We start from the raw sequence: 21,844 nt of genomic DNA on the forward strand, positions 1-21,844 counted from the left end.
CCCCCCCCCCCCCCCACCCCCCCCCCCTGGATGGCGCTCCGGGGCGTCCACGCGCCCGCGCTACCCTGCTGCCTTGACCCGCCGGACCCGGCGGGCGGAGGGGGGACGTGTGATGGGTACGCAGCGGGCCGCGACGTTCCTGGCCGCCACCGCGCTCCTCGCCGGGGGCGCGCTCGCCGTCGGCGCCGCCCCGGCCGCCGCCGCGACCCCGCGGTTCGAGGGCACCGACACCATCCCCGTCGACGGGTGCGCCGTCGTGCAGGAGATCGAGCTCCAGGGCTCCCCCGCCCACGACTACATGCGCTGGGAGACCGTGGGCGACTCCACGGGCTGCTCCGTCTGGATACAGGACGACGCGGACGCGAGCGCCGACGTGATCGAGTCCCAGCAGATCGCCACCGCCGGCTACCACCACAGCGCCTGGTACTACGACGGGCCCGGCCACCTGATGGCGGTCTGCGTCCGCCTCGGCTCCACCTCCGCCTGCGGCCCGACGAACTAGCCGGGCCCCGACGCCCGGGCGCGGGCCCGGCCGCAGGCTCAGTGGCTGTGGACGCTCGGCGGCCAGGCCGGCGGGTGGGGGCGCCGGCGGGCGAGGGCGATGAGGTCCTCCACGGTGATCATCCCGACGACGTGCCGGTCCGCCATGACCAGGATCGGGCGGCCCGCGGTGGTGACCGCGTGGTCCAGGACGTCGGTGACCTGCTCGTCGGGCCCGGCCAGGGTGCAGGTGTCCAGGGGCGCGGCGATGTCGCGGACCTTGACCTCCTCGCGCCGGGCCGGCGGCACCGAGCGCAGCGCGGCGAGCGTGACCACGCCGCTGGAGCGGCCGTCGAAGTCGGTGACCGGCACCACGGGCTGGCCCGCGGCGCGCGGCACCGTCTCGGCGACGAAGCGGTCCACGGTCTGCCAGTCCTGGCCGGTGGCCGCCGGCCGCATCGCGTCGGACGCCCGCAGCCCGCGCACCGCCTCGAACAGCATGCTCCTGCGCACTTCGGAGAAGGCGGCCAGCAGCACGAACAGGCCGACCAGCGCGAGCCACAGCCCCGCGGTGCCGCCGGTCAGGAACTCCAGCCAGCCGCCCGCCACCATCAGCGCACCCGCCACCTGGCCACAGCGCGCGGCGATCCGGGCGGCCTGCTCGCGGTCGCCGCGCAGCCGCCAGACCACGGCCTGGAGCACCCGGCCGCCGTCCAGCGGCGCGGCCGGGATCAGGTTGAACCCGGCGAGCAGGACGTTCGCCCAGCCGGTCCAGGCCAGCAGCGCGGCCGGCAGCGTCCAGTGCAGCACGCCGCCGGTCAGCGCCGCCGCGCCCAGGCCGACCGCGCCCAGCAGCAGGCTCGTCAGGGGGCCCGCCGCGGCGATCCGGCCGGCGTCGCGCGCCTTGCCGGCCGTCCCCATCCGGGTCACCCCGCCGAGCGCGAAGACCGTGACGTCCTCCACCTCGACCCCGGCCCGGCGGGCGACCAGCGCGTGCGCCGCCTCATGGGCGACCAGGCTCACCGTCAGCAGCAGCGCGCCGACGACGGCCAGCGCGTCGTAGATCCCGTGGGAGTGGCCGGGCGCCCAGGCCGGCAGCACACCGGAGGCGAGTTCGACGCTCAGGATGACGATCAGCAGCGGCGCGCTCCAGTGCACCCGCAGCGGCACACCCGCGACCCGGCCCAGCGGTGGCGATCCGTTCATCGCACCTCCCACACCCGTGCCCGGCAGGCGTACCCGCCACCGGGCGGGCTCCGCCTCACCCTCCAGTCTGCTCCCGTACGGGCGCGGCCGGGATACCGCTGCTACGACCCCTCGTCCCCGGCGGGCCGCGGGGTCTCCCGGGCGGCGGGCAGGAAGGTGAACACCCAGGTCCGGTACGCCCAGAAGCGGAACGCGGTGGCCAGCGCGATGCCCACGACCTTGCCGGTGCTGCTGCGCAGCGGGCTGCTCCAGCCGAGCCCGCGGGTCTCGCCGTAGAAGACACCGTTCTCGATGGCGGCGCCGACCACGCTGAAGGCGAGGAAGAGGGTGATCCGGCGCAGCCGGCGGCGCGGGTCGCAGTCGCGGTAGGTGAAGAAGCGCAGGCCCACGTAGTTGAACGCGATGGCGGCCAGCGTGGCGATCGCCCCGGCCTGCACCACCAGCAGGGAGGTGTAGTGCCGCAGCAGGTTGTACACGCCGAGGTTGACCAGGACGCCGGCCGCGCCCACCGCGCAGAACCGGACCGCCTCCCGGGCCAGCCCGCCGCGCGGCGCCCCCGCCGGTTCGGTGCGTGCCCCGCGGCCGAAGCCCGGCCGCTTCAGCCGCGCCACCGACCAGCCCGGCGTCACGGCCGCGGCGGTGGCGAGGAAGGCGATCCCGGCCAGCGGGTAGAGCGCGGCGACCAGTATCTGCGCCGCGTTCTCCCGGAGCTCGGGGCTGCCCGGGCCGTGCGGCAGCATCCACATGGCGGCGCAGCAGAACGCCACCACGCAGGCCGCCGCGCCCGCGTACCAGCCGGGCGTACGCCGCTGGAGCGCCTCGTAGCAGACCAGGACCACCAGCGGCACGTCCCACACCCAGTGGTGGGTCCAGCTGATCGGGCTGACCAGGAGTGAGGTGACGCCGGCGGCCACCACGGCCCAGGCGGTGCCGCGGGGCAGGCGCGGACCCGCCGCCAGGGCCGCGACGGCGACGGCGGTGCCGAGGGCGGCGACCAGCACCGCGAGAACGAGCCAGACGGCAGTGGGGTGCGGAGTGTGCTGGGCGCGGGCGACGATGCCGCGGACGGACTGGTTGGCGACGTTCACCGCCGACCCGGACCGGCCGGGGGCGAAGGCGCAGTCGGTCCAGTAGCGCAGCGAGTCGTGCGGCAGCGCCGCGGCGGCCAGCAGCGTGGCGCCGGCGAAGGTGCCGGCGGCGGTGAGGAGGCGGCGCAGCCAGCAGGTGCCCTGCCCGCGGGTGGCGACGGCCGCCCCGGCGAGCACCACCAGGAACAGCAGCGGGGTGACCTTGATCGCCGCCGCCAGTCCGGTGCCGGCCCCGGCGAGGCGGCTGTCGGGGCGGCGGGTGAAGTCCCACAGCACCAGGCAGACCAGCAGGATGTTGACCTGGCCGTAGCGGAGGGTGGACCAGACCGGTTCGCTCCACACCGCCCCCGCGGCCGTGCCCAGCACCGCGGCCGCACCCGGGCGGCGGCGCAGCACCAGCCGCAGCGACAGCGCGGCGAGCACCACCGTCAGCAGCAGGTTCCCCGCGGTGACGGCGGTGCGCATGGGGGCGACGCCGAGCCAGGTCAGCGGCACGAACAGCAGCCCGGCGAAGGGCGGGTAGGTCATCGGCAGCAACGCCGGGGTGGCGCGCATCGCGTACAGGTCGCCGCCGGCCCGTACGGTCTGGCCCGCCGCGCGGTAGACCATGACGTCGATGAGCGAGACGTGCGCCGCGCGCTGGGCGACCCACACGGCGGCGAACGACAGGGCGCACAGGGCGGCCGCCCACCTCACCCGCAGCGGAAGGACCATGAACGCGATGCCCGCCTCTCGACGCCTCCCGCCAGCCCGGCTGCTGACGCTCCCTCAGCATGGGATACGGAAGCGGCCGCGCCGCGCGGACGCCCCCGCCGGCCGGTGCGCGACACACGGGCAGGCGCCGCCCGGACGGGTTGCGCGGCCGCGCCGGGCCCTCGGTGCATGGGTGCTGGACGCACCGTGCCGCTTCGGCGCCCGGCACAGGGGCGATGACCTGCTGGTTTCCTCCCGTCGGGGGCTGCGGCGGAGCACACTGGAATGGGCGGGGGGCGAGTGGAGAGGCGGTGACCGGTCGTGCGTTCCCGGTTCGCGCCCGACTGGCGGCTCACGGTCCGGATGGTGACCGTGCTCTTCCTGCTGGGCCTGGTGTTCGTGGCGTTCGTCGCGGTGCTCGTCGCCCTGCTGAAGTCCGTGGTGGTCGTGGTGGTGATCGCGGCCGGGGTGCTGGCGGCGCAGTACTGGTTCTCCGACCGGATCGCGCTGTTCGCGATGCACGCCCACGAGGTCACCGCGCAGGAGCAGCCGGAGCTGCACGGCGCGGTCGACCGGCTGTGCGCGCTGGCCGACATGCCGAAGCCGCAGGTGGCGGTCTCCGAGATGGACCTGCCGAACGCCTTCGCCACCGGCCGCAACGCCGACCACGCCGTGGTGTGCGTGACCACCGGCCTGCTGCGGCGGCTGGAACCCGGTGAGCTGGACGGGGTGCTCGCGCACGAGCTGTCGCACGTCGCGCACCGGGACGTCGCGGTGATCACCCTCGCGTCGTTCCTGGGTGTGCTCGCCGGGCTGATGGTGCGTTTCGCCTTCTACTCGGAGCTGTTCGGCCGGGGCCGGCGGGACCAGAACACCCTGCTGATGCTCACCTTGATCATGGCGGTGTCGGTGGTGGTGTACTCGCTGAGCTTCCTGCTGATCCGCGCGCTGTCGCGCTACCGCGAGCTGGCGGCCGACCGCAGCGCCGCCGAGCTGACCGGCCGCCCGTCGGACCTGGCGTCCGCGCTGGTCAAGGTGAGCGGCACCATCGCCCGTATCCCCAGCGAGGACCTGCGGACGGCGCGGGCGTTCAACGCGTTCTTCTTCACCCCCGCGCTGAAGGAGGGCTCGCCGCTGGCGGCCGTGTTCTCCACGCACCCCAGCCTGGAGCGCCGGCTCGCGGCCCTCGCGAAGCTGTCCACGGAGCTGGGCCTGCACGCCTGAGCGGCGGCCGTCCCGCCCGGACCGCCGGGTCCGGGCCCGCGCAGTACCGTGGAAAAGCGGTGCCGACCGCGAGTCGGCGCGCAAGGACGCCAAGGGACGACCAGGGGATGTGCGGGGGACGTCCAGGGGACGTCCGACAACACGGTGGCGCCGGTGCAGGCCGGAAGCGAGGTACTCGGACGATGGAAGCCGACCGTATCGACCGCATGGTCGACCGACTGCGTGCGCGGGACGTCATGGCCCATCGAACCGAGACCGGGGTGTACAGCTACGGCATCCGCGTCGTCCTCGGGGACGGCAGCGAGGCCCTGTGGACGCCGGGCGGACCCGCCGGACTCGACGCCCAGGTACTCCGCGACGGTGTGCTCATCGGCTCCATCCCGCACATCCCCGGGTCGGAGCGGTTCACCGACGAGGAGGCGGTCGAGGCGATCGCCACCGCCCGCTACCGCGAGGACGGGCTCTATCCGGCCGACCGCGAGGAGAGCGGGTCCGGCGGCCCGCAGCGTGCGGGCGGCCCTGAGCGGGACGCCCCGAACACGGCGCCGCCGGGCGGCGGGGGTCCCGGCGGGGGCCGCGCGCGGTCGGGTACGGCGCCCTCGCCCGCGGGCCCGCCGCGCCATCCGTGGCTGCGGCCCGGGCACGGCCGGCCCCGCTGAGGCGGCCGGTACGGCGGGGGTGTCGTACGGCGTACGGCGGGGGGCCGGCGTACGGCGGGGGTGTCGTACGGCGGGTGCTTACAGCGCCGGGCCGCCGGCCGGGGTGTCCGCCGGGCCGGTACGGGTGATGGCGAGCAGCGCGGCGTCGTCGGCGAGGCGACCGCCGGTGTGGTGGAGCAGGTCGTCACGCAGGTGATCCAGCAGGTCTTCCGGGGACAGGGCGGGCGGGAAGGCCGCCACGCGCTCGGCGAGCGGGTAGAAGACGCCCTGCCGGGAGCGGGCCTCGATCAGTCCGTCGGTGTAGAGCAGGAGCGTGTCGCCGTCGCCGTACGGCAGCTCGTCGGCGTGCACGCCCGCCATCGGCAGCAGGCCGGTGCCCAGGGGCGGCACGGGCGCGGTGCACTCGGGCGTGCCGATCCGGCCGTCGGCGCCGATCACCAGCGGCGGCGGGTGGCCGCAGCTGGCCACGCGGACCGGGCCGCCGCTGTCGGGGAGCTCCAGCAGCAGCGCGGTGATGAAGTGCTCGCCCGGGTCCTCCCGGCTCTCCGCGACCTCCTCCATGTCGCGGATGACCCGCTCCTCCAGCGCCGCCACCAGCCCGGGCAGCGTGTCGCAGTACCGCGCCGTCTCCCGGAACGCGCCGAGCACCGCCGACGCCTCCCCGATCGCGGGCAGCCCCTTGCCGCGCACGTCCCCGATCATCACCCGGGTCAGGTCCGGGCGTCTGCGGGTGACGGCGAACAGGTCGCCGCCCATCTGCGCGTCGTCCTCGGCGGCGAGGTAGCGCCAGGCGATGCGTAGCGGCCCGACCTGCTCCGGCGGCGGCCGCAGCAGCACCCGCTGCGCGGTCTCGGCCACCAGCCGGACCCGGCTGAGCTGGCGGCTGCGGCCTTCGCGGACGTAGCTGAAGAAGACCAGCAGGATCGACAGCACGACCAGCGCGACCAGCTGCCACACCCGCGGCTGCGTGCCCGACTCGCCGGTCACGTCCGCGACGAGCAGTTGCCCGCCCACCGCGAAGAGCGCGATCAGCGCGGTGCGCCACGGCCCGGCGAACGACGCGGTCAGCGCGGGCGCGACCACCAGCAGCGGGCTGAGGAACACCTCCCGGGGCGAGACGGTGTCCGCGACGGTGATGACGACCACGAGGGCGAGCGGGATCACGATCGCCAGCGGCGGTGTCCGCTCCGTCAGGTCGTCCAGCCGCCGCAGGTCCATACGGCAGATTTTAGGTCCGAACAGCACATAAGGTACGCCCGAGCCGCTCTCCCTTCCCCGCGGGCGCCGCAGCCCGCCACTCCGTACGCGCCCTGCCGGGCCGCGGTCCCGTACGCGAAGCGGCTGACCGTCCGGAAGCCGGCGGGTGTCACCGGGGGGCGCCGCGTGCACATGCAGCCCGCCGTGCACATCTCGGGCCTGGATGGTGACACCCGACAACTGAGCCTCTCCACTGATGGTGTTGTGATGCACCTCGTGCGACGAACCGTCCACGGACCCCCAGGCGATCGACAGTGCCCCACTTACGGTCACCTGTCGTCTACCCACCCCGCCACCCGCACCCCCTGCCGCCACAACCGGGCAAGCCGGCGCGCGGGGCGATCCGGCCACGCTTCTGGAGGGTATGGCACCTTTTCCCCACCGGTGCCATCCTCGTCGTGAGGGACGGACCAGCGGGGAGGGGCGCTGGTGGAATTCCACATACTGGGACCGGTGGCGCTGTGGGTCGACGGCGAGCGCCAGGAACTCGGATCGGTGAAGGAGCGGACGCTGCTGGCCGCCCTCGCACTCGAGGCGGGGCGCCCGATCGCACTGGACGCACTGGTGGGCCGGCTGTGGGACGGAGCGCCGCCGGACCATGCCCGCGAGAACGCCCACACCTATGTCTCACGGCTGCGGGGGCGCCTACGGCGCGCGGCCGGCGGCCCCGACGCACCGCGCATCGCGACCCGCGCCCACACCTACGTCCTCGAAGCCGAACCCGACTCCGTGGACTGGCACCGCTACCAGCGGCTGGTGGCCGAAGCCGTCCGCCGTGAGGACCGGACCGCCGTGGAAGCCCTCGCGTCGGCCGACGCGCTCTGGCAGGGCGAGGCACTGGCCGGGCTGCCCGGCCAGTGGGCCGAGACGGCCCGGCGGATGATGTCCGAACGCCACCTGGCCGCCACCCTGTCCCGGCTCGGCGCGGAACTGCGGCTGGGCCGGTTCGCCGAGAGCGTCAGCGAGATCTCCGCACTCGTGGCGCAGTATCCGGGCGACGAGACGCTCCTGGGGCATCTCATGCTCGCCTACTACGGCAGCCGGCGGTTCACCGACGCGGTGCGCGTACACGAGCAGGCCCGCCGGTTGCTGATGGAGGAGTACGGCGCCCGGCCGGGGGCCGCGCTGGAACGCATCCACCTCGGCATCCTGAACCGAGCCCCGGCGGCAGACCTGGTCCGGGCGGCCACGACCGCTCCCGGGCCAGCGGTGGCCACCGCGCCGCAGCCCGACCCCGCACCTGCCCGCTCGCCTCGGAACCTCCCCCACCAGCCGCCGCTCATCGGCCGGGACACCGAACTGCGCGCCCTGACCGGGTCCATCGACGCCGCCCGCGGAGGATCGGTCCTCGCGCTGGAGACCGTCAGCGGCATGGCGGGCGTCGGGAAGACCGCCATCGCGGTGCACACCGCCGCGGAACTCGCCGGCGCCTACCCAGCCGCGCAGCTCTACCTCGACCTGCGCGCGCACTCCCTGCTCCAGGAGCCGCTCAGCCCGGACGCGGCACTTGCCGTGCTGCTGCGGCTGATCGGCGCACCCGCGGAGGACATCCCCGTCGACGTGGAGGGGCGGGCCGACCTGTGGCGCACGATGCTGGCCGAGCGCCGTGCCGTCATCGTGCTCGACGACGTCCTCGACGCCGACCAGGTACGCCTGCTGCTGCCGAGCGACACGCCCTCTCTGGTCATCCTGACCAGTAGGCGGCACATCAGCGGGCTGCCCGGCGCACGCAACATCCTGCTCGACGTCCTCCCCGGGGACGACGCGGTCGCGCTGTTCCGGAGGTTCGCGGGCGAGGAGCGCACCCGGGACACGGTCGAAGTACGGCGGATCGTCCGCCTGTGCGGCTTCCTTCCGCTCGCCATCGAAGTCGTGGCCAACCGCTTCCAGGCTCGCAACGCGTGGACCCTCGCCACCCTCCGCGACCGGTTGCTGCGCAGCCCCGAGCGCCTGGCCGAGATGCGGGACGCCGACCACGAAGTGGCCCGAGCCTTCGACCTCTCCTACCGGACCCTCACCAGAGCGCAACGCAGAACCTTCCGGCAGCTGAGCCTGCACCCCGGTCCCGACTTCACCGCCGAGACCGCCGCCGCTGCCCTGGGCCTTCCCCTGGGAACCGCGGAACGGCTGCTGGAAGACCTCCTGACATATCACCTCTTACGTGAGCCCGTACCCGAGCGCTATCAATTCCATGATCTTCTACGGCATTACGCCTTCGGCCTCACCAAGGCGGAGGATGACGATCATGTCCGCACCCGGATCGTCGATCGGATGATCAGCTATTACGTTCAGGCCGTCGACGCTGCCGACCGGCTGGCATATCCCGACCGCCTGCGCGCGATCTCATGGCCCGTCACATACCGTTGTGAGCTGCCGAGTTGGGCTGACGCCGACGCCGCAAGGCGGTGGCTGGACACCGAACGCGAGAACATCCTGGCGGTCGAGGCATTCGCCCGGCGCCACGGAAGCCCCGAAAGTGCCGCCCGCCTCGCGTTCTGCGTCGCGGGATTCCTCGACGCAGAATGCCACTGGCAGGACGCCGTCGAGGTACTGGGGCACGCGGTGGCCCACTGGTCGCAGGACGGCCCCCGGCCCGTCCTGTGCCGCGCGCTGCTCGGCCTCTCCAATGCCCTGGCGAGCACCGGCCAGTACGGGGAAGCAGCCGACGCGGCACGGCCCGCGCTGGAGATCGCCCGCACGGCCGGCGACCGCCCCGCCGAGGCGGAGGCCCTCCGGGCGGTCGGCGCCCTCCAGTGGCACCGCGGGGAACACGCGGCCGCACTCGAATGCTTCCAGAATTCCTACGACATATACGCCGACCTCGGCAGCCGCGGCGACCAGTCCCGCCTGGCAAACAATATTGGCGTGGCGAGCCTTTATCTGGGCGAGAACGAAAAGGCCATCGAGAATTTCCGGAGATCCCGCGCCCACTCGATCGAGATCGGCCAGAAGAAGGCGGCAGCCGTTGCTCTGAACAATCTCTCCGACGCTTTTCTGAGAATCGGAAGGATAGATCTCGCCCGGCATGCCTCGGAGGAAGCAATTCATTTACTGGACGCCTCGGGAAACCGCTACGACAGAGCGACGGCACGCAGCAGCCTCGCCGATATCCTCATCGAACTCGGGGAGACGGAAAAAGCGCTGGAGTTGTGCCGCTCGCTGCTGCCGGTCTTCCTTTCACTGGACGACCGGAAGAGCTATGCGGACGTCCTCGTCAGCATGGGCGAGGCGCATCGCAAGCGCGGCTCCTTCGGAGAGGCGACGACGTCCTTCACGGATGCCCTCCAGGTCGCACGGGACATCGGGGCGGCCCACCAGACGGCGCAGGCGCTCCGGGGCATCGGACGGACCGAGCTCGACGAGGGGCAGCTCGACAGCGCCCGGACCCATCTGGAAGAAGCCGTCATGACCGCGACGCGGATTCACGACCTGGACGAGGTCGTGGAGGCACAGACCGTGCTCGCTCATATACTGTCATCCTCGGGGCATATGACAAAGGCGCGCAAACTCCTGCGGCAGGCTCTCGCGGCCGCCCGAGTGCAGCACCACCGGGCAGCGGACGTCATAGCACGGCAGTTACAGGACCTCGACGGCGTCACGGACGCCTGACGATCACGCTCCTTATACTCCTCGCGGGCACATCACGTCGAATTCGCCGACGAGGCGGCAGATGATCTACGCTCCAGGGTTCTCAACGTACCTTGATCTGGAGCGCGGCTTGATTCGCATACCCTCGCCGAGGGCTGCCCTTTTCGTGGGCGCAACCTTGTCCAGCATCGGCATCATCACCCTCGCAGCGTCCGCAGCGGCAACCGCCGCATCACCGGCCCCGTCCGGGGTATCCGTCAGCTCGGTCCGGGGCGTGGCACTCCCCGAGCCGGACGTCGCGCCGGCGGCTCCACCCGCCGACTCGACGCCGTCCACGGCGACGGTCGTGGAAGCGAAGTGCATCCTCCTGGCGAAGAACAACGACAGCAGCCCGACCCTCGTCTCCGCCTGAGCAGCACGTCTCCCGACCAGCCGCGGCCTCCCGCAAGGATGTCGCGGCGGTTGGCGTTCACGGCCCGCTGCCCGGCGGGGACGAGAGACACACTATGCCTTCTTTAGAGCTCTGACAGAGCTTTTTGCGTTGCCTTCGCGAGCGGTCAAAAGATCTTGAGGACTCAGGACGGGTACAGGCGGGAGAGGTTGGGGCGGGGCGCGGGGTGGCGGTGGAGGGCGGGACCCTGGGCGAAGCCGGTGAGGAGGTTGTCGGTGACTTTGGTGACGAACTCCCGGGTGCGCGCGTCCATGCCGTGGTCGCGGCCGTCGAGGCCGGTGCCCGCCATGAGGCCCTCGACCCAGCGCATGGTGCCGGTGGCGTAGACGCCGGCACCGCCGGGGGCGGTGTAGTACGCGGAGTCGGAGTGGCTGTGCCGCCCGTGGCAGACCAGCGGCGAGTGCGCGACGACCTCGATCGGCGCCGGGGTGGGGGCGCTGGGGGTGACGCGGTCGTACTCGACGCCGACGAGGTGGGCGAAGCTCTCGCCGCGGCGGACCCCGGTGCCGCGGAAGGCCCAGTGGTCGGGGTTCTGGACGACGAACGGGGCGTCAACCGGGAAGCCTTCGTACAGGACGCCGGTCAGGGACGACTCCGGGTCGGCGCCCGGTCCGGCGCGGAAGTCGGTGGTGGCCATCTTCGGGTGGTCGGCGAGGTACGGGTCGTCGTAGTAGTCGGTCTTGAAGCACACCACGGCCGGCTGGGCGCCGCCGGTGGCCGGTGCCAGCCGGACCCGGCGGAAGCAGGTGTTGGCGCCGAGGAAGAGGAGGTTGGTGCCCTTGTCGCGGGCGGCGGTGACGTGCCGGCGCTGCTCGGGCGTCCAGTACTCGTCGTGGCCGAGGGAGACCGCGGTGGTGGCGCCGGCCAGCACCGACGGGTCGCGGTGGACGTCCACCCCGGTGGTGTACGCGAGCGGGATGCCCGAGCGCTCGGCGAGGACCACGGCGGCCCGTTCGTAGACGAGGAACTTCTCGGCGCCGTTCTTGGCGTAGGGCCGTTCGAAGGAGACCTCGTAGGAGCGGCGGGAGTAGGAGCCGTCCGAGCCGTAATAGAGGCAGCTGCCGCCCCAGTCGTTGTACGCCTGCCAGGTCGCCGGGGCGTGCATGAGCAGGGTGCGGCCGTGGGCGGCGGTCGAGCGGACCACCAGGGGGACGTACCGCTGGTGGCCGCTGTCGGCCTCCAGCCGCAGCAGGTAGGCGCCCGCGGGCCAGCCGGTGGTCGGGATCTCCATGGCGCGGTCCCAGCCGGCGCTGATCATGCGCGTGTCGAGGGTGGTGCTGCGCCGGTCCTGCCGTCCGCCGCGCGCGGTGTGCGAGGCCCACACCAGGGCCGCCTGCGCGCCGCCGTACCAGCCGACGCGGAAGGCGGAGACGCGGAAGGTGCGGGAGGGGGTCGACACGTGCAGCCCGACGGTCTCGCCCGGCAGCACACTGACCCGGTCCGCGTAGCCCTCGATCGCGTGCGGCGGGCCGGTCGGGCCGAGCCGCCAGTCCTTGGTGCCCTTGGGCGCGGCGTGCCCGGTCAGGCGGAAGGCGCCCGGGTCGGGGGTGGGGCGCGCGGAGGGGGTGGGGTGGGTGTGGTGCGTACCGGCGCCGCACCCGGCGGCGGTGACGGCAACCAGGCCCGACGCGGCGGCGCGCAGCACCTGGCGCCGACCGGGGGCCGGTCCGGTGAGGGCGTCACCGCGGGGGCCGGGGGCCGGGGCCGGTGGTGGGGAGAGGGCCGGCGGGGCGGGTTCGTCGGGTTCGTCGGGGCGCCGCCGGGACGCCTGCTGCCCGCTGCCGTGCATGAGCCGCCGTCCTCTCCGTACGCGCCCACCGCCCGCGGGCCCGCGCCCGCTCACCGTCCCGATCCTGCGGCAGGTCCGGCCGGCGGGCACGGCGGACGCGACCGGGACGGTGGCGGATGCCGCCGTTGGTCGCGCCCGGCGTCGACCGGGTGGCGCACCCTCCCGGCGAAGGGCGGTGGAGGGCGGCAGCGGAGGGCATCGCAGCTCAGACGGGTCCGTGGCACACGCCGCCCAGGGCCAAGGGAGGACGGCGCGTGCCACGGAGTCACAGGAACCGGGCGGGTCGTACGGTTCCGGGTGCTGCGGCGCCCCGCCCGTACGGTCCCGGGTGCGGCGCGGCCCGGTAGGGTCCCGGGTCAGTCCGCGGCGGGTCGCACCGCGCGCAGCCCGACCACGGTCGCGCCCTCGGCCACGGCCCCTTCGGACGGGGCGGCTTCGGCCGGCTCGCCCTCGGACGTGTCGCCGTCCTCGGCCGGCTCCGCGGGCGGCGACACGTCACGCGGGATGAACAGCGCGCAGATCCCGCCCGCCACGACCACGCACACGCCGACCCACGTCGCCGGGTGCAGCCCGTGGACGAACTGCTGCGCGCCGAGGTAGCTGCCGCTGCGGGCGAAGACGGTGCCGAGCACCGCGACGCCGAGCGCGCCGCCGATCTCCCGGACGGTGCTGTTGGCGCCGGACGCCTGCCCCTGGTGCCGAGGCCCGGCCGAGGCGAGGACCACCGCGGCGGTGGGCGCGAAGACGAAGCCCATGCCGGCGCCGCCGATGACCATGCCGCCGACCAGGTGCGAGTAGGGGGTGTCCGCGGTGGCGGCGAGGTTGATCCAGGCCAGGCCGATCGCCTGGAGGAACAGCCCGAGCGCCATCAGCCGCCCGCCGCCGACGCGGTCGGTGAGCAGGCCGGCGACCGGTGCGATCACCATCGGCATCAGCGTCCAGGCCAGGGTCAGCAGGCCCGCGTGCAGCGGGGTGCGGTGCGGCGCGATCTGGAGGTACTGGGAGAGCATGAAGATCGAGCCGAAGACGCCGAAGTACATGCTCGCGGAGACGATGTTGGTCAGCACGAACGCCCGGGCCCGGTAGAGCCGGAGCGGGAGCAGCGGGTGTGCCGCCCGGCGCTGCCAGAACAGGAAGAGCAGCAGCAGGACCGCGCCGCCGACGAAGGCGCCGAGGATGCGGCCGGAGGACCAGCCGTCCTGCTGGCCGTTGACGATCCCCCAGACCACCGCGACCAGCCCGGCGGTGGCCAGCACCATGCCGAGCAGGTCCAGGTGGGTGTCGGGGACCTTGCTCTCCCGCAGCACGAAGACCACCAGCGGGATGGCGACCACGCAGACGGGGACGTTGATCCAGAAGATCCACTGCCAGGCCAGGCCGTCGACGACCGCGCCGCCGACCACCGGGCCCATGGCGATGGCCAGCCCGCTGAACGCGGACCACAGGCCGAGTGCGAGGCTGCGCCGGCGGGCGGGCACCGCGGCGCCCAGCAGTGTCATCGACAGCGGCATCACGGCCGCGCCGCCGAAGCCCTCGACGACCCGCCAGAAGATCAGCTGGCCGCTGGTGTCCGACAGGCCGCAGCCGATCGAGGCGAGGGTGAAGACCGCGATGCCGCCGAGGAAGACCTTCCGGCGGCCGAAGCGGTCGCCGAGCGCGGCGCCGGTCAGCAGCAGGCAGGCGAAGCTCAGGACATAGGCGTTGACGAACCACTGGAGGTCCTGGCTGGACGCGTGGAGCTTGACCGCGAGCGTGCGGAGCGCGGTGGAGACGACGAGGTTGTCGAGCGCGACCATGAACATGGGCACGCTGCACGCGGCGATCGTCAGCCAGAGCGGCAGGGTGCGGCCGCCGGCCCCGGGTTCCGCGGAGGGCGGTGCCACGCCCTCCTCTTTCATCGTGCTCATGACACTCCTTTGCAGGTGTCGGCGCCATGGCCGACCGGTGGTGGGCCCCGGCCCGGGGACGGGGGACCCCGGGCCGGGTGTTCGGGGCGGGCGGCGCAGGCCGGCCGGCGGCCGTCAGGTCAGGAGGCGGCGGCGCGGCGGCCGGCCTCGTCGGCCCGCGCCTGCTCGGCGAGGTGCTGCTTGGCGTCGTCCCAGGTGATCGGCAGCTGCCCGACCGGGACGGTCCAGAAGGTGAAGGTCGAGTCGCGGCAGGTGGGCCGCAGGCTCGTCATGATGTCCCGGTGCGGCGCGGTCCCGGCGAAGGCGTAGAGGGAGTCCCGGGTGTCCCAGGCGGAGAGCGTGAAGAAGGTGCGCTTCAGCGGCTGGGCGATCAGCGAGGCCCCGAGCGCGCCCCGGGCGGCCCGCACCTGGCGCCACGCCACCAGCGACTTCGCGAAGAAGCGGGGCACGTCCTTGGCGGACCGCACCTCGAACCGGGATGCCATGACGAACGCCTCGGTGTTCGGCGCGGCCGGATTCGGAATCGTCCAGGGAAGAGTGGGCACCGTAACCCCTGCCTTCATAATTAGTGAGTGGCAGTATCTATACTAGACAGTGCCAGTACCCAATTGCCAGTCGAGAGCAGGAACGTCTTGCGCATCTCCGAGCTGAGCCGCCGCAGCGGAGTCCCGAACGCGACCATCAAGTTCTATCTGCGCGAGGGCCTGCTGCCGCCGGGGCGGGCCACCGCGGCCACCCAGGCCGAGTACGGCGACCAGCACCTGCGGCGGCTGCGGCTGATCCGGGCGCTGATCGGGGTGCGCGGCCTGACCGTGCAGCAGACCAGGGACGTACTGGGCGCGGTCTCCGAGAACGAGGCCGACCTGCATCAGGTGCTCGGGCTGGTACTGGGCGCCCGGCCGGTGGACAAGGAGAACGCCGAGCCGGTGCGCGGCCCGGCCGGGAAGGAGCCGAACCCGGCGGGGAAGGGCCCGCGCCCGGCCGAGGTGGAGGCGGAGACGGCCGAGACGAAGACGGAGACGGACCCGTCCGAGGAGGAGCCCGACCCGTCCGAGGCGGATGCCGGCCGGTCCGAGGTGGACGAGCTGCTGGCGGAGATGGGCTGGGAGATCTCCCCCTACTCCCCCGCACAGGGCGTCGTCGCCGAGACGCTGGAGACGATGCGCTCCCTCGGCGCGGACTACAGCTGGCGCTCGCTGCTGCCCTACGCCCGGATCGCCGAGGAGACCGCGGTGCTCGACCTCGACCAGCTCGACGAGGAGGACGACCTGCTCGAACGGGCCGAGCGGGCTGTGCTGTTGACGATCCTGCTGGAGCCGGCCCTGCTGGCGCTGCGCCGGCTCGCCCAGGAGAACGAGTCCGCGAAGCGGCACAGCCGGTGAGCGGCCCGCCCCCGCCGCCCGGACCGCGGGCCCCGGGCGGCGGTCCGGCGGACCGCCCACCGGGCCGCCCGCCGGGCCGCGGTCCGGCGGCACGTACGTACGGACACGGCACGGGCGCGCGCAGAAGCGGAAACAGAAGCAGAAGCAGAAGCACGGTCAGGGTCAAGGTCAGGCGGCCTCGGCCGGAGCCTCGCCGTCCGGCCCGTCCGGGTGGGTGCCCGGGTGGACCTCCGGATCGACCGCCGGGCGCACCCCCGCGCTCATGCACACCAGTTGCCACCAGCTGAGCGTGAGCAGCCGGTGCCGTTCCTCGTACGCCGTGTCGTCGATGGCGGTCATGTGCGCTGCCTGCCTTTCGCGTCAGTGGGCCGGGAGTTCGCGCAGGAGCTGGGCGGCGGCCTCCATGCCGGAGGAGAACGCCGCCTCGTGAGATCCGATCTGGTCCCAGTGCAGCTGCTTGGAGTGGAAGTAGGACCCGCAGAGCTTCACCCGGGTGCCCTCGTTGACCTGGTAGATGTCCTTCTGGAGCTCCCGCACGCGGACGTCGATGATCGGGTGCGTGTACGGGAACTCGGCGATCACCCGCTGGGGGTCGATCGTGCCGGGGTAGTCGAGGGTGACGAAGTAGTCCTGCTCGGCGGTGAAGCCGTGCAGCTTGTTCATGTAGTAGGCGACATAGGTGCCGGCGGCGCCATCGACGGAGACCTTGCCGTAGTTCCACGCCTCCCAGCGCTCGCGGGTGCCGGGCATCACCGAGGCGTCGGTGTGCAGCACCACCCGGGACCGGTTGTAGTGGATCGGGCCGAGGACGGCCCGCTGCCGCTCGGTGGGGTTCTCCAGCAGCGCCAGCGACTCGTCGGCGTGGGCGGCCAGCACCGCGTAGTCGAAGGTCTCGCTGCCGCGGGCGGTGGTCACGGTGACCCCGTCGGCGTCCTGGCGCACCCCGGTGGCCGGCTCGGCGATCCGCAGCTCCGGGCCGATGGCGGCGATCGCCTTGCGGACGTAGGAGATCGAGCCGCCGCCGACGGTGCGCCAGTCCACCCGCTGCCCGCCGAGCCCGCCCTCGTCGTGGCCGAGGAAGAACGCGATGACCGTGGCCGCCGGCATCTGCCAGATCAGCTCGGCCGGCACCGACCAGACCGCGGAGCACAGCAGGATCACGTACGAGTGGCGGAACTCCGCGCTGTAGCCGCCGCGGTCGAGGTACTCGCCCAGCGGGATGTCGGCGCGCCCCCGCACGAAGTCCTTGCGGCCCTCGGTGTGGAAGCGGCGGGCCTCGCGCCAGATGGTGAGGAACCGCGGGTGCGTCTGGCCGTAGTGCGCCCGCACCTCCTCCTCGCTCCAGGCCAGTTCGGTGGTGCCGTACTCCAGGCCGCTGTCGAGGTCGAAGAAGTTGAAGCCGCCCAGGTGCTGGACCGGCTCCACCCCCAACTCCTCGAAGAAACGGTAGATGTTGGGGTAGGCCGGGCGGTTGAAGACGACGAACGCGGTGTCGATGCCGAGGACCTTGCCGTTCTCCTCGACCTCCACGGTGTTGGCGTGGCCGCCGAGGCGGTTCTCCCGCTCGAAGAGCGTGATCCGGGCGCGGTCGCGCAGGTGGTAGGCGGCGGAGATCCCTGCGGCACCGGCACCGACGATCGCAACGCGTGGGGCGGGGTTCAGCGGCATGACGGTTTCCTTCACAGTCCGGCGGGGAGGTCGAAGAGATCGGTGCAGTGCGGGGCGCCGGGGCGCCCGTCGGCTGCGGCCACGGCCAGGACGTGGTCCGGGCCGGGGTGGAGCAGGTCGAAGCGCCAGCGGTCGCACTCCCCCGGGGCCAGCTCGGGGTCGTCGACGGTGACACGGTCGTCGGGGGCTGCGGACGGGTACGGGTACGGGTGCGTGTACGGCTGCGGGCGGCGCGCGTACGGCTGCGGGTTCGCATACGGGCGCGGGCGCGGGCCGGTGAAGGTGAAGCCGGACAGCGGCCGGGTCAGGCCGGTGCCCAGCGCCTTGAGGTATGCCTCCTTGAGCACCCACAGTTCGCTGAAGCGGGCCCGCCGCTCCGCCTCCGTCAGGGCAGCCAGTTCGGCCTGTTCGGGGGCGGCGAAGCGGCGGGCGAGGTGCGCGACCGCCTCCGGGGAGGCGGGGGCGCGCTCGACGTCCACCCCGCAGGTGCCGCCCCGGGTGACCACGCACGCGATGAGGCCGTCGGTGTGGGCGAGGTTGAACCGTATGCCGTCCGCGGCCGGTTGGGGCTCGGGGCGGCCGAACGGCCCGGGGCGGAACCGCCACTGCTCGGGCGGCAGTCCGGTGGCGGCGCTGAGCGCGTGGCGCGAGAGCAGCCGCGCGCCCAGGTAGCGGCGCCGGGCGCCCTCGGTGGGCAGCCGGGCGTGCCGGGCCCGCTCGTCGGCGGTGAGCAGCCGCAGCCCGCCGGTCTCGGCGGCGAACCGCGGCACGGCGTGCTCGGGCAGCAGCCACAGCCGCGGTGCCGCCGGGTCGTCCGCCAACCGGGTTGCGGAGGACGGCTGTTCTGCGCGGTACGGGCGGGTCGGGTCGGTCGTGCGGTGCGTCACGGGGGCCTCCTCCTCACGTCGGGCGCCGCGGCAGGCGGCGTGCGTACGGGTCCTGGTGCGGCTCAGCTGCGGGCCGCGGACAGGTCGGCGGTGCGCTCGGCGAGCGGGAACTGCCAGTGCGAGAAAAGCCGGTTCTCACGGTGCATCAGCCGCATCACCCGCATCACCTCGTCGGTGTCCGACGCGTCCGTGACCGCCTCGTGCGGCCGCAACCTCCTTCGTAGCCGCTCCAGTTGGAGCAGCAGCAGAGCGGCGTTGGGCAACGGGTCGTCGAGCGCGCCGTGCGAGTGCACGAAGGTGAGCACGCACGCGGCCGCGGCGTGCACCAGGCAGTACTCCTTGACCAGGTCGAACAGCTCCGCGGACTGCGCGTACTCCCGGCCGAGCGCGGACCGCAGCGCGGCGGTGCGCTCGGCGATCGAGCCGGCGTGGCCGAGGAGTTCGGCGGCGGTGTCGGCCGCGCGCGCCAGCCGGTCCCGCTCCTCCTCCTTGGCCTGCTCGGCCAGGGCGCGCAGCCGCCGTACGCCGTCCGGCGCGGCCAGCACCGCGTCGTCCATGCCGCGCGCGTGCAGCTCCTGCTCCCAGGGCCGGTAGGGCGGCATCGCGCGGTCGATGCCGTAGAGGACCGCGGCGCGTTCGGCGGCGGCCGCCCGGGTCTCCTCCCCCGCGCCCGTCGCCGAGGCGAGCAGAGCCTCCAGCTGGCTGCCGAGGTTGCGCAGGTTCACCACGGTGTTGCCGTCGGCGAAGTTCGCCACCAGCAGGTCGCGCAGCATCTTCTGGTAGACGCCGTAGTGCGGGTGGCCGCGCAGGAAGAAGCGGGCGCCGAGCACCACGCTCAGCTGCGACATGGTCTGCTCCAGGGCCGTGGGCACGAAGTACTTCGCCACCGACGACCAGACGCTGACCTGCTGCGGCACCACTTGGAGCGCGCGGACCGCGCCCAGGCTCACCGCGTCGCACACCATCAGGTCGGCGAAGACCTCGGCCAGCTGGCGGCGGCTGTAGGGGATGTCGCTGACCGCCTTGCCGAGGATGACCCGCCACTCGGTGAAGTCCAGGGTCAGCCGCAGCCCGGTGTCCACCGCGGACAGGGCGATGCTGCTGATCTGGGCGCGGGCGGTCTGGGTGGCCTTGATCGCGATCTCCAGGCCCTGGCCCTCGGCGCCGATCCGCGCGGCGTCGGGCACGAAGACCCCGTCCACCTCGATGCCGCTGATGTCCATCGCCCGCAGCCCGTGCAGCCGTTCGCGCGGCAGCTCCACCACCGAGCCGACCGGTGTCCGCCGCTTCTCCAGTACGAAGATCGAGAAGCCGCCGGGGCCGCCGCGCGCGCCGGTGCGGGCGAACACGCACATGCCGTCGGAGCGGGTGGCGTTGCCGATCAGCCACTTGCCGCCGGTCAGCAGGTAGCCGCCGGGCACCTTCTCCGCGGTCATCTCGTTGGCGAGCAGGTCGCTGCCGTGCCCGCGTTCGGACAGGCCCCACGACAGCCGCAGCCCGCGCTTGACGTCGTCCACGACGAGCTGCTTCTGCTCCTGGCTGCCGCCGATCCACACGGGCATGAAGCTGAGGTTGGTGATGATCAGCGCGGTCGCGGTGGTCGGGTCGCGGCGGGCGATCAGCCGGACGAGGTTGAACTCGGCCTCCACGTCGCCCGCGCGGCCGCCCTGCTCGCCGGGCAGGGCGTACTCCGGCACGCCCCAGCCGCGCAGGTCGCCGACGAACTCGTGCGGGTACTCCTCGCGTTCGTCCAGTTCCATGATCCGGGTGAAGGGCATCCGGGCGGCGGGGTCGTGCGGGTCGCCGAGGTGCGCTTCGAGCCGCGCCGCCAGGGCGGTCAGGTCGGCCTTGGGCATCAGGACTCCTCGCGGTGGGCGGCCAGGCGTACGGGCAGGGCGGTGAAGAGCCGGTCGCCGTCGCGCAGGGCGCCTACGGCGTCGAGTGCGGGCAGCAGCGCGGCGGCGCGGCGGCGGGGGTCGGTGCCGTCGGCGCGGGCGAGCAGGTAGGCCAGCGCGGCGCCGAGCCAGCCGGTGGCGCCGGGCGCGGTGCCGTACAGCGCGGTGTGCCGGTTGGCCGACCACAGGTGGAGGCAGGCCGCGGCGGCGTGCAGCCAGGCGTAGCGCTCGGCGAGGTCGACCAGCGCGTTGGGGTCGGCGCCGGGGCGCCGGGCCTGGCCGGCGAGGGCGCGGAGTTCGTCCACCGCTCCGGTCAACTGTGCGGCGAGCGCCGCGACTTCGCGGTCCTCGGGGCCGTCGCCCAGCGCGTCGGTGAGCACCTGCGCCGCCTGCGGCAGCGCGGCGAGCACCGGGTCCAGGCCGCGGGTGAACAGGTCGAGCCGGGCGGGCTCGTACGGGGGCAGGTCCGCGTCGAGCGCGAAGACCGCGCGCACCGCGTCCGGCTCCGCCGCCCCCCGCTCCTCGATGAGGGTGGGCAACTGGCCCGCGTACGAGCGGAGGTTGGCGAGCGCGCTGGCGTCGATCACCCGGACCACCGCCGAGTCGCGCTGGAGCTTCTGGAAGAGCCCGTCGCGCAGCACCGACCGGGTGGCGAGCACCGACCCGCAGCGGCGGATCAGGTCGTCGGCGGCCTCGGCCACCACGTGCTTGGCGGCCAGCCCCCACACGCTGAACGCCTCCGGCACCACGTGCACCCCGCGCGCCGCCGCCAGCGCGACCGCGTCCGCGGCGAGCAGCGCGGCCGAGGCGACGGCCAGTTCACGGCGGGAGTGCGGCGCCCGGTCGAGCGTGGTGCGGCCGACCCGGCGGGCGGCGGCGAAGTCCAGGCTCAGCCGCAGCGCGGTGTCGGCGCAGCCCAGGCTGCCGGCCATGCTCATCAGCCGCACCGCCTGCTGGGCCTTGACCGCCATCTCCAGCGCCTCGCCCCGCTTTCCGACCAGGGCCTCGCCGGGTACGGGCAGGCCGTGGAAGCGCAGGTAGGCGAAGTCGATGCCGCGCATGCCGCCGGTGCGGGGGGCGGGGTCCCGGGCCAGCTGCCCGGCCGGGGCGCCGGCCAGGTCGAGCAGCACCGCGGTGAAGGCGCCCGGGCCGCGCTCGCCGGTGCGGGCGACCACGTAGACCGCCTCGCAGCGCAGCCCGAGGCCGACCATCCACTTCTCGCCGTACAGCAGGCCGTCCGGGGTGAGCCGGACCTCGTTGGCGAGCAGGTCGCTGCCGTGGCCGGCCTCGGTCATCGCGAAGGCGACGGCGCCGCCGCGGCGCAGGATCTGCGCGGCCCGGTCCTGCTGCGCGGCGCTGCCGTGCAGTTGCAGGCAGGTCGCGGCGATGATGCTGAACATGGTGCCGGGCATCACGTTGACGTCCCGGCGGGCCGCGGCCCTTACCAGGGTCAGGCTGCGGTCGAAGGACTCGAAGGTGCCGCCCCAGGCGCGCGGCAGGTAGTTGAGGTGGAAGCCGGCCGAGCGCAGCGCGTCGCACAGCGCGTCGGGGAAGGCGTCGTGTTCGTCGCGGTCCACGGCGGCCGCGAAACCGTACGGGTTGGCCGGGTCGGCGGGGTCGCCGAGGAGGAGTTCGAGCGCCTCGGGGGTCAGGGGCCTGGTCGCCACGGT

Annotated in this window: 17 protein-coding genes; 6 read left to right on the plus strand and 11 right to left on the minus strand. The window is 73.7% G+C overall.

What is annotated here, in order from left to right:
• Nucleotides 1–112 precede the first annotated feature (112 nt).
• On the plus strand, nt 113–502 hold the full coding sequence (locus tag AC3ERT_RS34880; protein ID WP_435179046.1) for a hypothetical protein: 390 nt from the start codon (nt 113–115) through the stop codon (nt 500–502).
• A 38-nt stretch (nt 503–540) separates the two neighbouring features.
• On the opposite strand, the gene AC3ERT_RS34885 is transcribed toward AC3ERT_RS34880, so the two are convergent.
• Entirely contained in the window at nt 541–1,686 is a 1,146-nt protein-coding gene (locus AC3ERT_RS34885; RefSeq protein WP_435133990.1) for a site-2 protease family protein, read from the minus strand.
• 101 nt (nt 1,687–1,787) lie between these two features.
• A complete protein-coding gene (locus AC3ERT_RS34890; RefSeq protein WP_435179048.1) occupies nt 1,788–3,488 on the minus strand; it encodes a glycosyltransferase 87 family protein in 1,701 nt (566 codons plus the stop codon).
• Between the two features lie 300 nt (nt 3,489–3,788).
• Between AC3ERT_RS34890 and htpX the strand changes: the two genes are divergently transcribed.
• Nucleotides 3,789–4,691, plus strand: coding sequence for a zinc metalloprotease HtpX (gene htpX / locus AC3ERT_RS34895; RefSeq protein ID WP_435179050.1), 903 nt, complete (start codon nt 3,789–3,791; stop codon nt 4,689–4,691).
• Between the two features lie 182 nt (nt 4,692–4,873).
• A complete protein-coding gene (locus tag AC3ERT_RS34900) occupies nt 4,874–5,350 on the plus strand; it encodes a hypothetical protein (RefSeq protein ID WP_435133982.1) in 477 nt (158 codons plus the stop codon).
• Nucleotides 5,351–5,428: 78 nt separating this feature from the next.
• On the opposite strand, the gene AC3ERT_RS34905 is transcribed toward AC3ERT_RS34900, so the two are convergent.
• Nucleotides 5,429–6,568, minus strand: coding sequence for a PP2C family protein-serine/threonine phosphatase (locus tag AC3ERT_RS34905; RefSeq protein ID WP_435179053.1), 1,140 nt, complete (start codon nt 6,566–6,568; stop codon nt 5,429–5,431).
• 492 nt (nt 6,569–7,060) lie between these two features.
• Here AC3ERT_RS34905 and AC3ERT_RS34910 point away from each other — a divergent pair, with 492 nt between their 5' ends.
• Complete coding sequence (locus AC3ERT_RS34910; protein ID WP_488180755.1) at nt 7,061–10,216, plus strand: AfsR/SARP family transcriptional regulator; 3,156 nt, start codon at nt 7,061–7,063, stop codon at nt 10,214–10,216.
• A gap of 253 nt (nt 10,217–10,469) precedes the next feature.
• Nucleotides 10,470–10,607, plus strand: coding sequence for a hypothetical protein (locus AC3ERT_RS34915; protein ID WP_335975163.1), 138 nt, complete (start codon nt 10,470–10,472; stop codon nt 10,605–10,607).
• 163 nt (nt 10,608–10,770) lie between these two features.
• Here the strand turns inward: AC3ERT_RS34915 and AC3ERT_RS34920 are convergent, their stop codons facing one another.
• The 3 genes from AC3ERT_RS34920 to AC3ERT_RS34930 form a co-directional block, all read right to left on the minus strand.
• Nucleotides 10,771–12,435, minus strand: a complete 1,665-nt coding sequence (locus tag AC3ERT_RS34920) for a N,N-dimethylformamidase beta subunit family domain-containing protein (RefSeq protein ID WP_435179057.1) — start codon at nt 12,433–12,435, stop codon at nt 10,771–10,773.
• 356 nt (nt 12,436–12,791) lie between these two features.
• Nucleotides 12,792–14,342 (minus strand): DHA2 family efflux MFS transporter permease subunit, encoded by a 1,551-nt coding sequence (locus AC3ERT_RS34925; protein WP_435179059.1) that lies wholly within the window; start codon nt 14,340–14,342, stop codon nt 12,792–12,794.
• Nucleotides 14,343–14,461: 119 nt separating this feature from the next.
• A complete protein-coding gene (locus AC3ERT_RS34930) occupies nt 14,462–14,887 on the minus strand; it encodes a DUF3291 domain-containing protein (RefSeq protein WP_435179061.1) in 426 nt (141 codons plus the stop codon).
• Nucleotides 14,888–14,974: 87 nt separating this feature from the next.
• Between AC3ERT_RS34930 and AC3ERT_RS34935 the strand changes: the two genes are divergently transcribed.
• Nucleotides 14,975–15,724 carry a MerR family transcriptional regulator gene (locus AC3ERT_RS34935; protein ID WP_435179063.1) on the plus strand — a complete coding sequence of 250 codons (750 nt, stop codon included), beginning with the start codon at nt 14,975–14,977 and terminating at the stop codon, nt 15,722–15,724.
• Nucleotides 15,725–15,892: 168 nt separating this feature from the next.
• Here the strand turns inward: AC3ERT_RS34935 and AC3ERT_RS34940 are convergent, their stop codons facing one another.
• The 5 genes from AC3ERT_RS34940 to AC3ERT_RS34960 form a co-directional block, all read right to left on the minus strand.
• Nucleotides 15,893–16,063, minus strand: a complete 171-nt coding sequence (locus tag AC3ERT_RS34940; protein ID WP_435179065.1) for a hypothetical protein — start codon at nt 16,061–16,063, stop codon at nt 15,893–15,895.
• A 21-nt stretch (nt 16,064–16,084) separates the two neighbouring features.
• Nucleotides 16,085–17,392, minus strand: coding sequence for an NAD(P)/FAD-dependent oxidoreductase (locus AC3ERT_RS34945; RefSeq protein ID WP_435179067.1), 1,308 nt, complete (start codon nt 17,390–17,392; stop codon nt 16,085–16,087).
• A gap of 11 nt (nt 17,393–17,403) precedes the next feature.
• Nucleotides 17,404–18,279 carry a 4'-phosphopantetheinyl transferase family protein gene (locus AC3ERT_RS34950; protein ID WP_435179069.1) on the minus strand — a complete coding sequence of 292 codons (876 nt, stop codon included), beginning with the start codon at nt 18,277–18,279 and terminating at the stop codon, nt 17,404–17,406.
• Between the two features lie 62 nt (nt 18,280–18,341).
• A complete protein-coding gene (locus AC3ERT_RS34955) occupies nt 18,342–20,135 on the minus strand; it encodes an acyl-CoA dehydrogenase family protein (protein WP_435179071.1) in 1,794 nt (597 codons plus the stop codon).
• Nucleotides 20,135–21,841 (minus strand): acyl-CoA dehydrogenase family protein, encoded by a 1,707-nt coding sequence (locus tag AC3ERT_RS34960; protein WP_435179073.1) that lies wholly within the window; start codon nt 21,839–21,841, stop codon nt 20,135–20,137. The genes AC3ERT_RS34955 and AC3ERT_RS34960 overlap by 1 nt, the downstream gene beginning before the upstream one ends.
• Nucleotides 21,842–21,844: the final 3 nt, after the last annotated feature.

The sequence above is a fragment of the Actinacidiphila sp. bgisy145 genome, from assembly GCF_057708125.1.

Bases quoted from the DNA above. Each gene is read 5' to 3' on its own strand.
- AC3ERT_RS34880 (WP_435179046.1), top strand. From the start codon at position 113: ATGGGTACGCAGCGGGCCGCGACGTTCCTGGCCGCCACCGCGCTCCTC.
- AC3ERT_RS34885 (WP_435133990.1), bottom strand. From the start codon at position 1,686: ATGAACGGATCGCCACCGCTGGGCCGGGTCGCGGGTGTGCCGCTGCGG.
- AC3ERT_RS34890 (WP_435179048.1), bottom strand. From the start codon at position 3,488: ATGGTCCTTCCGCTGCGGGTGAGGTGGGCGGCCGCCCTGTGCGCCCTG.
- AC3ERT_RS34900 (WP_435133982.1), top strand. From the start codon at position 4,874: ATGGAAGCCGACCGTATCGACCGCATGGTCGACCGACTGCGTGCGCGG.
- AC3ERT_RS34905 (WP_435179053.1), bottom strand. From the start codon at position 6,568: ATGGACCTGCGGCGGCTGGACGACCTGACGGAGCGGACACCGCCGCTG.
- AC3ERT_RS34920 (WP_435179057.1), bottom strand. From the start codon at position 12,435: ATGCACGGCAGCGGGCAGCAGGCGTCCCGGCGGCGCCCCGACGAACCC.
- AC3ERT_RS34925 (WP_435179059.1), bottom strand. From the start codon at position 14,342: ATGAGCACGATGAAAGAGGAGGGCGTGGCACCGCCCTCCGCGGAACCC.
- AC3ERT_RS34940 (WP_435179065.1), bottom strand. From the start codon at position 16,063: ATGACCGCCATCGACGACACGGCGTACGAGGAACGGCACCGGCTGCTC.
- AC3ERT_RS34945 (WP_435179067.1), bottom strand. From the start codon at position 17,392: ATGCCGCTGAACCCCGCCCCACGCGTTGCGATCGTCGGTGCCGGTGCC.
- AC3ERT_RS34955 (WP_435179071.1), bottom strand. From the start codon at position 20,135: ATGCCCAAGGCCGACCTGACCGCCCTGGCGGCGCGGCTCGAAGCGCAC.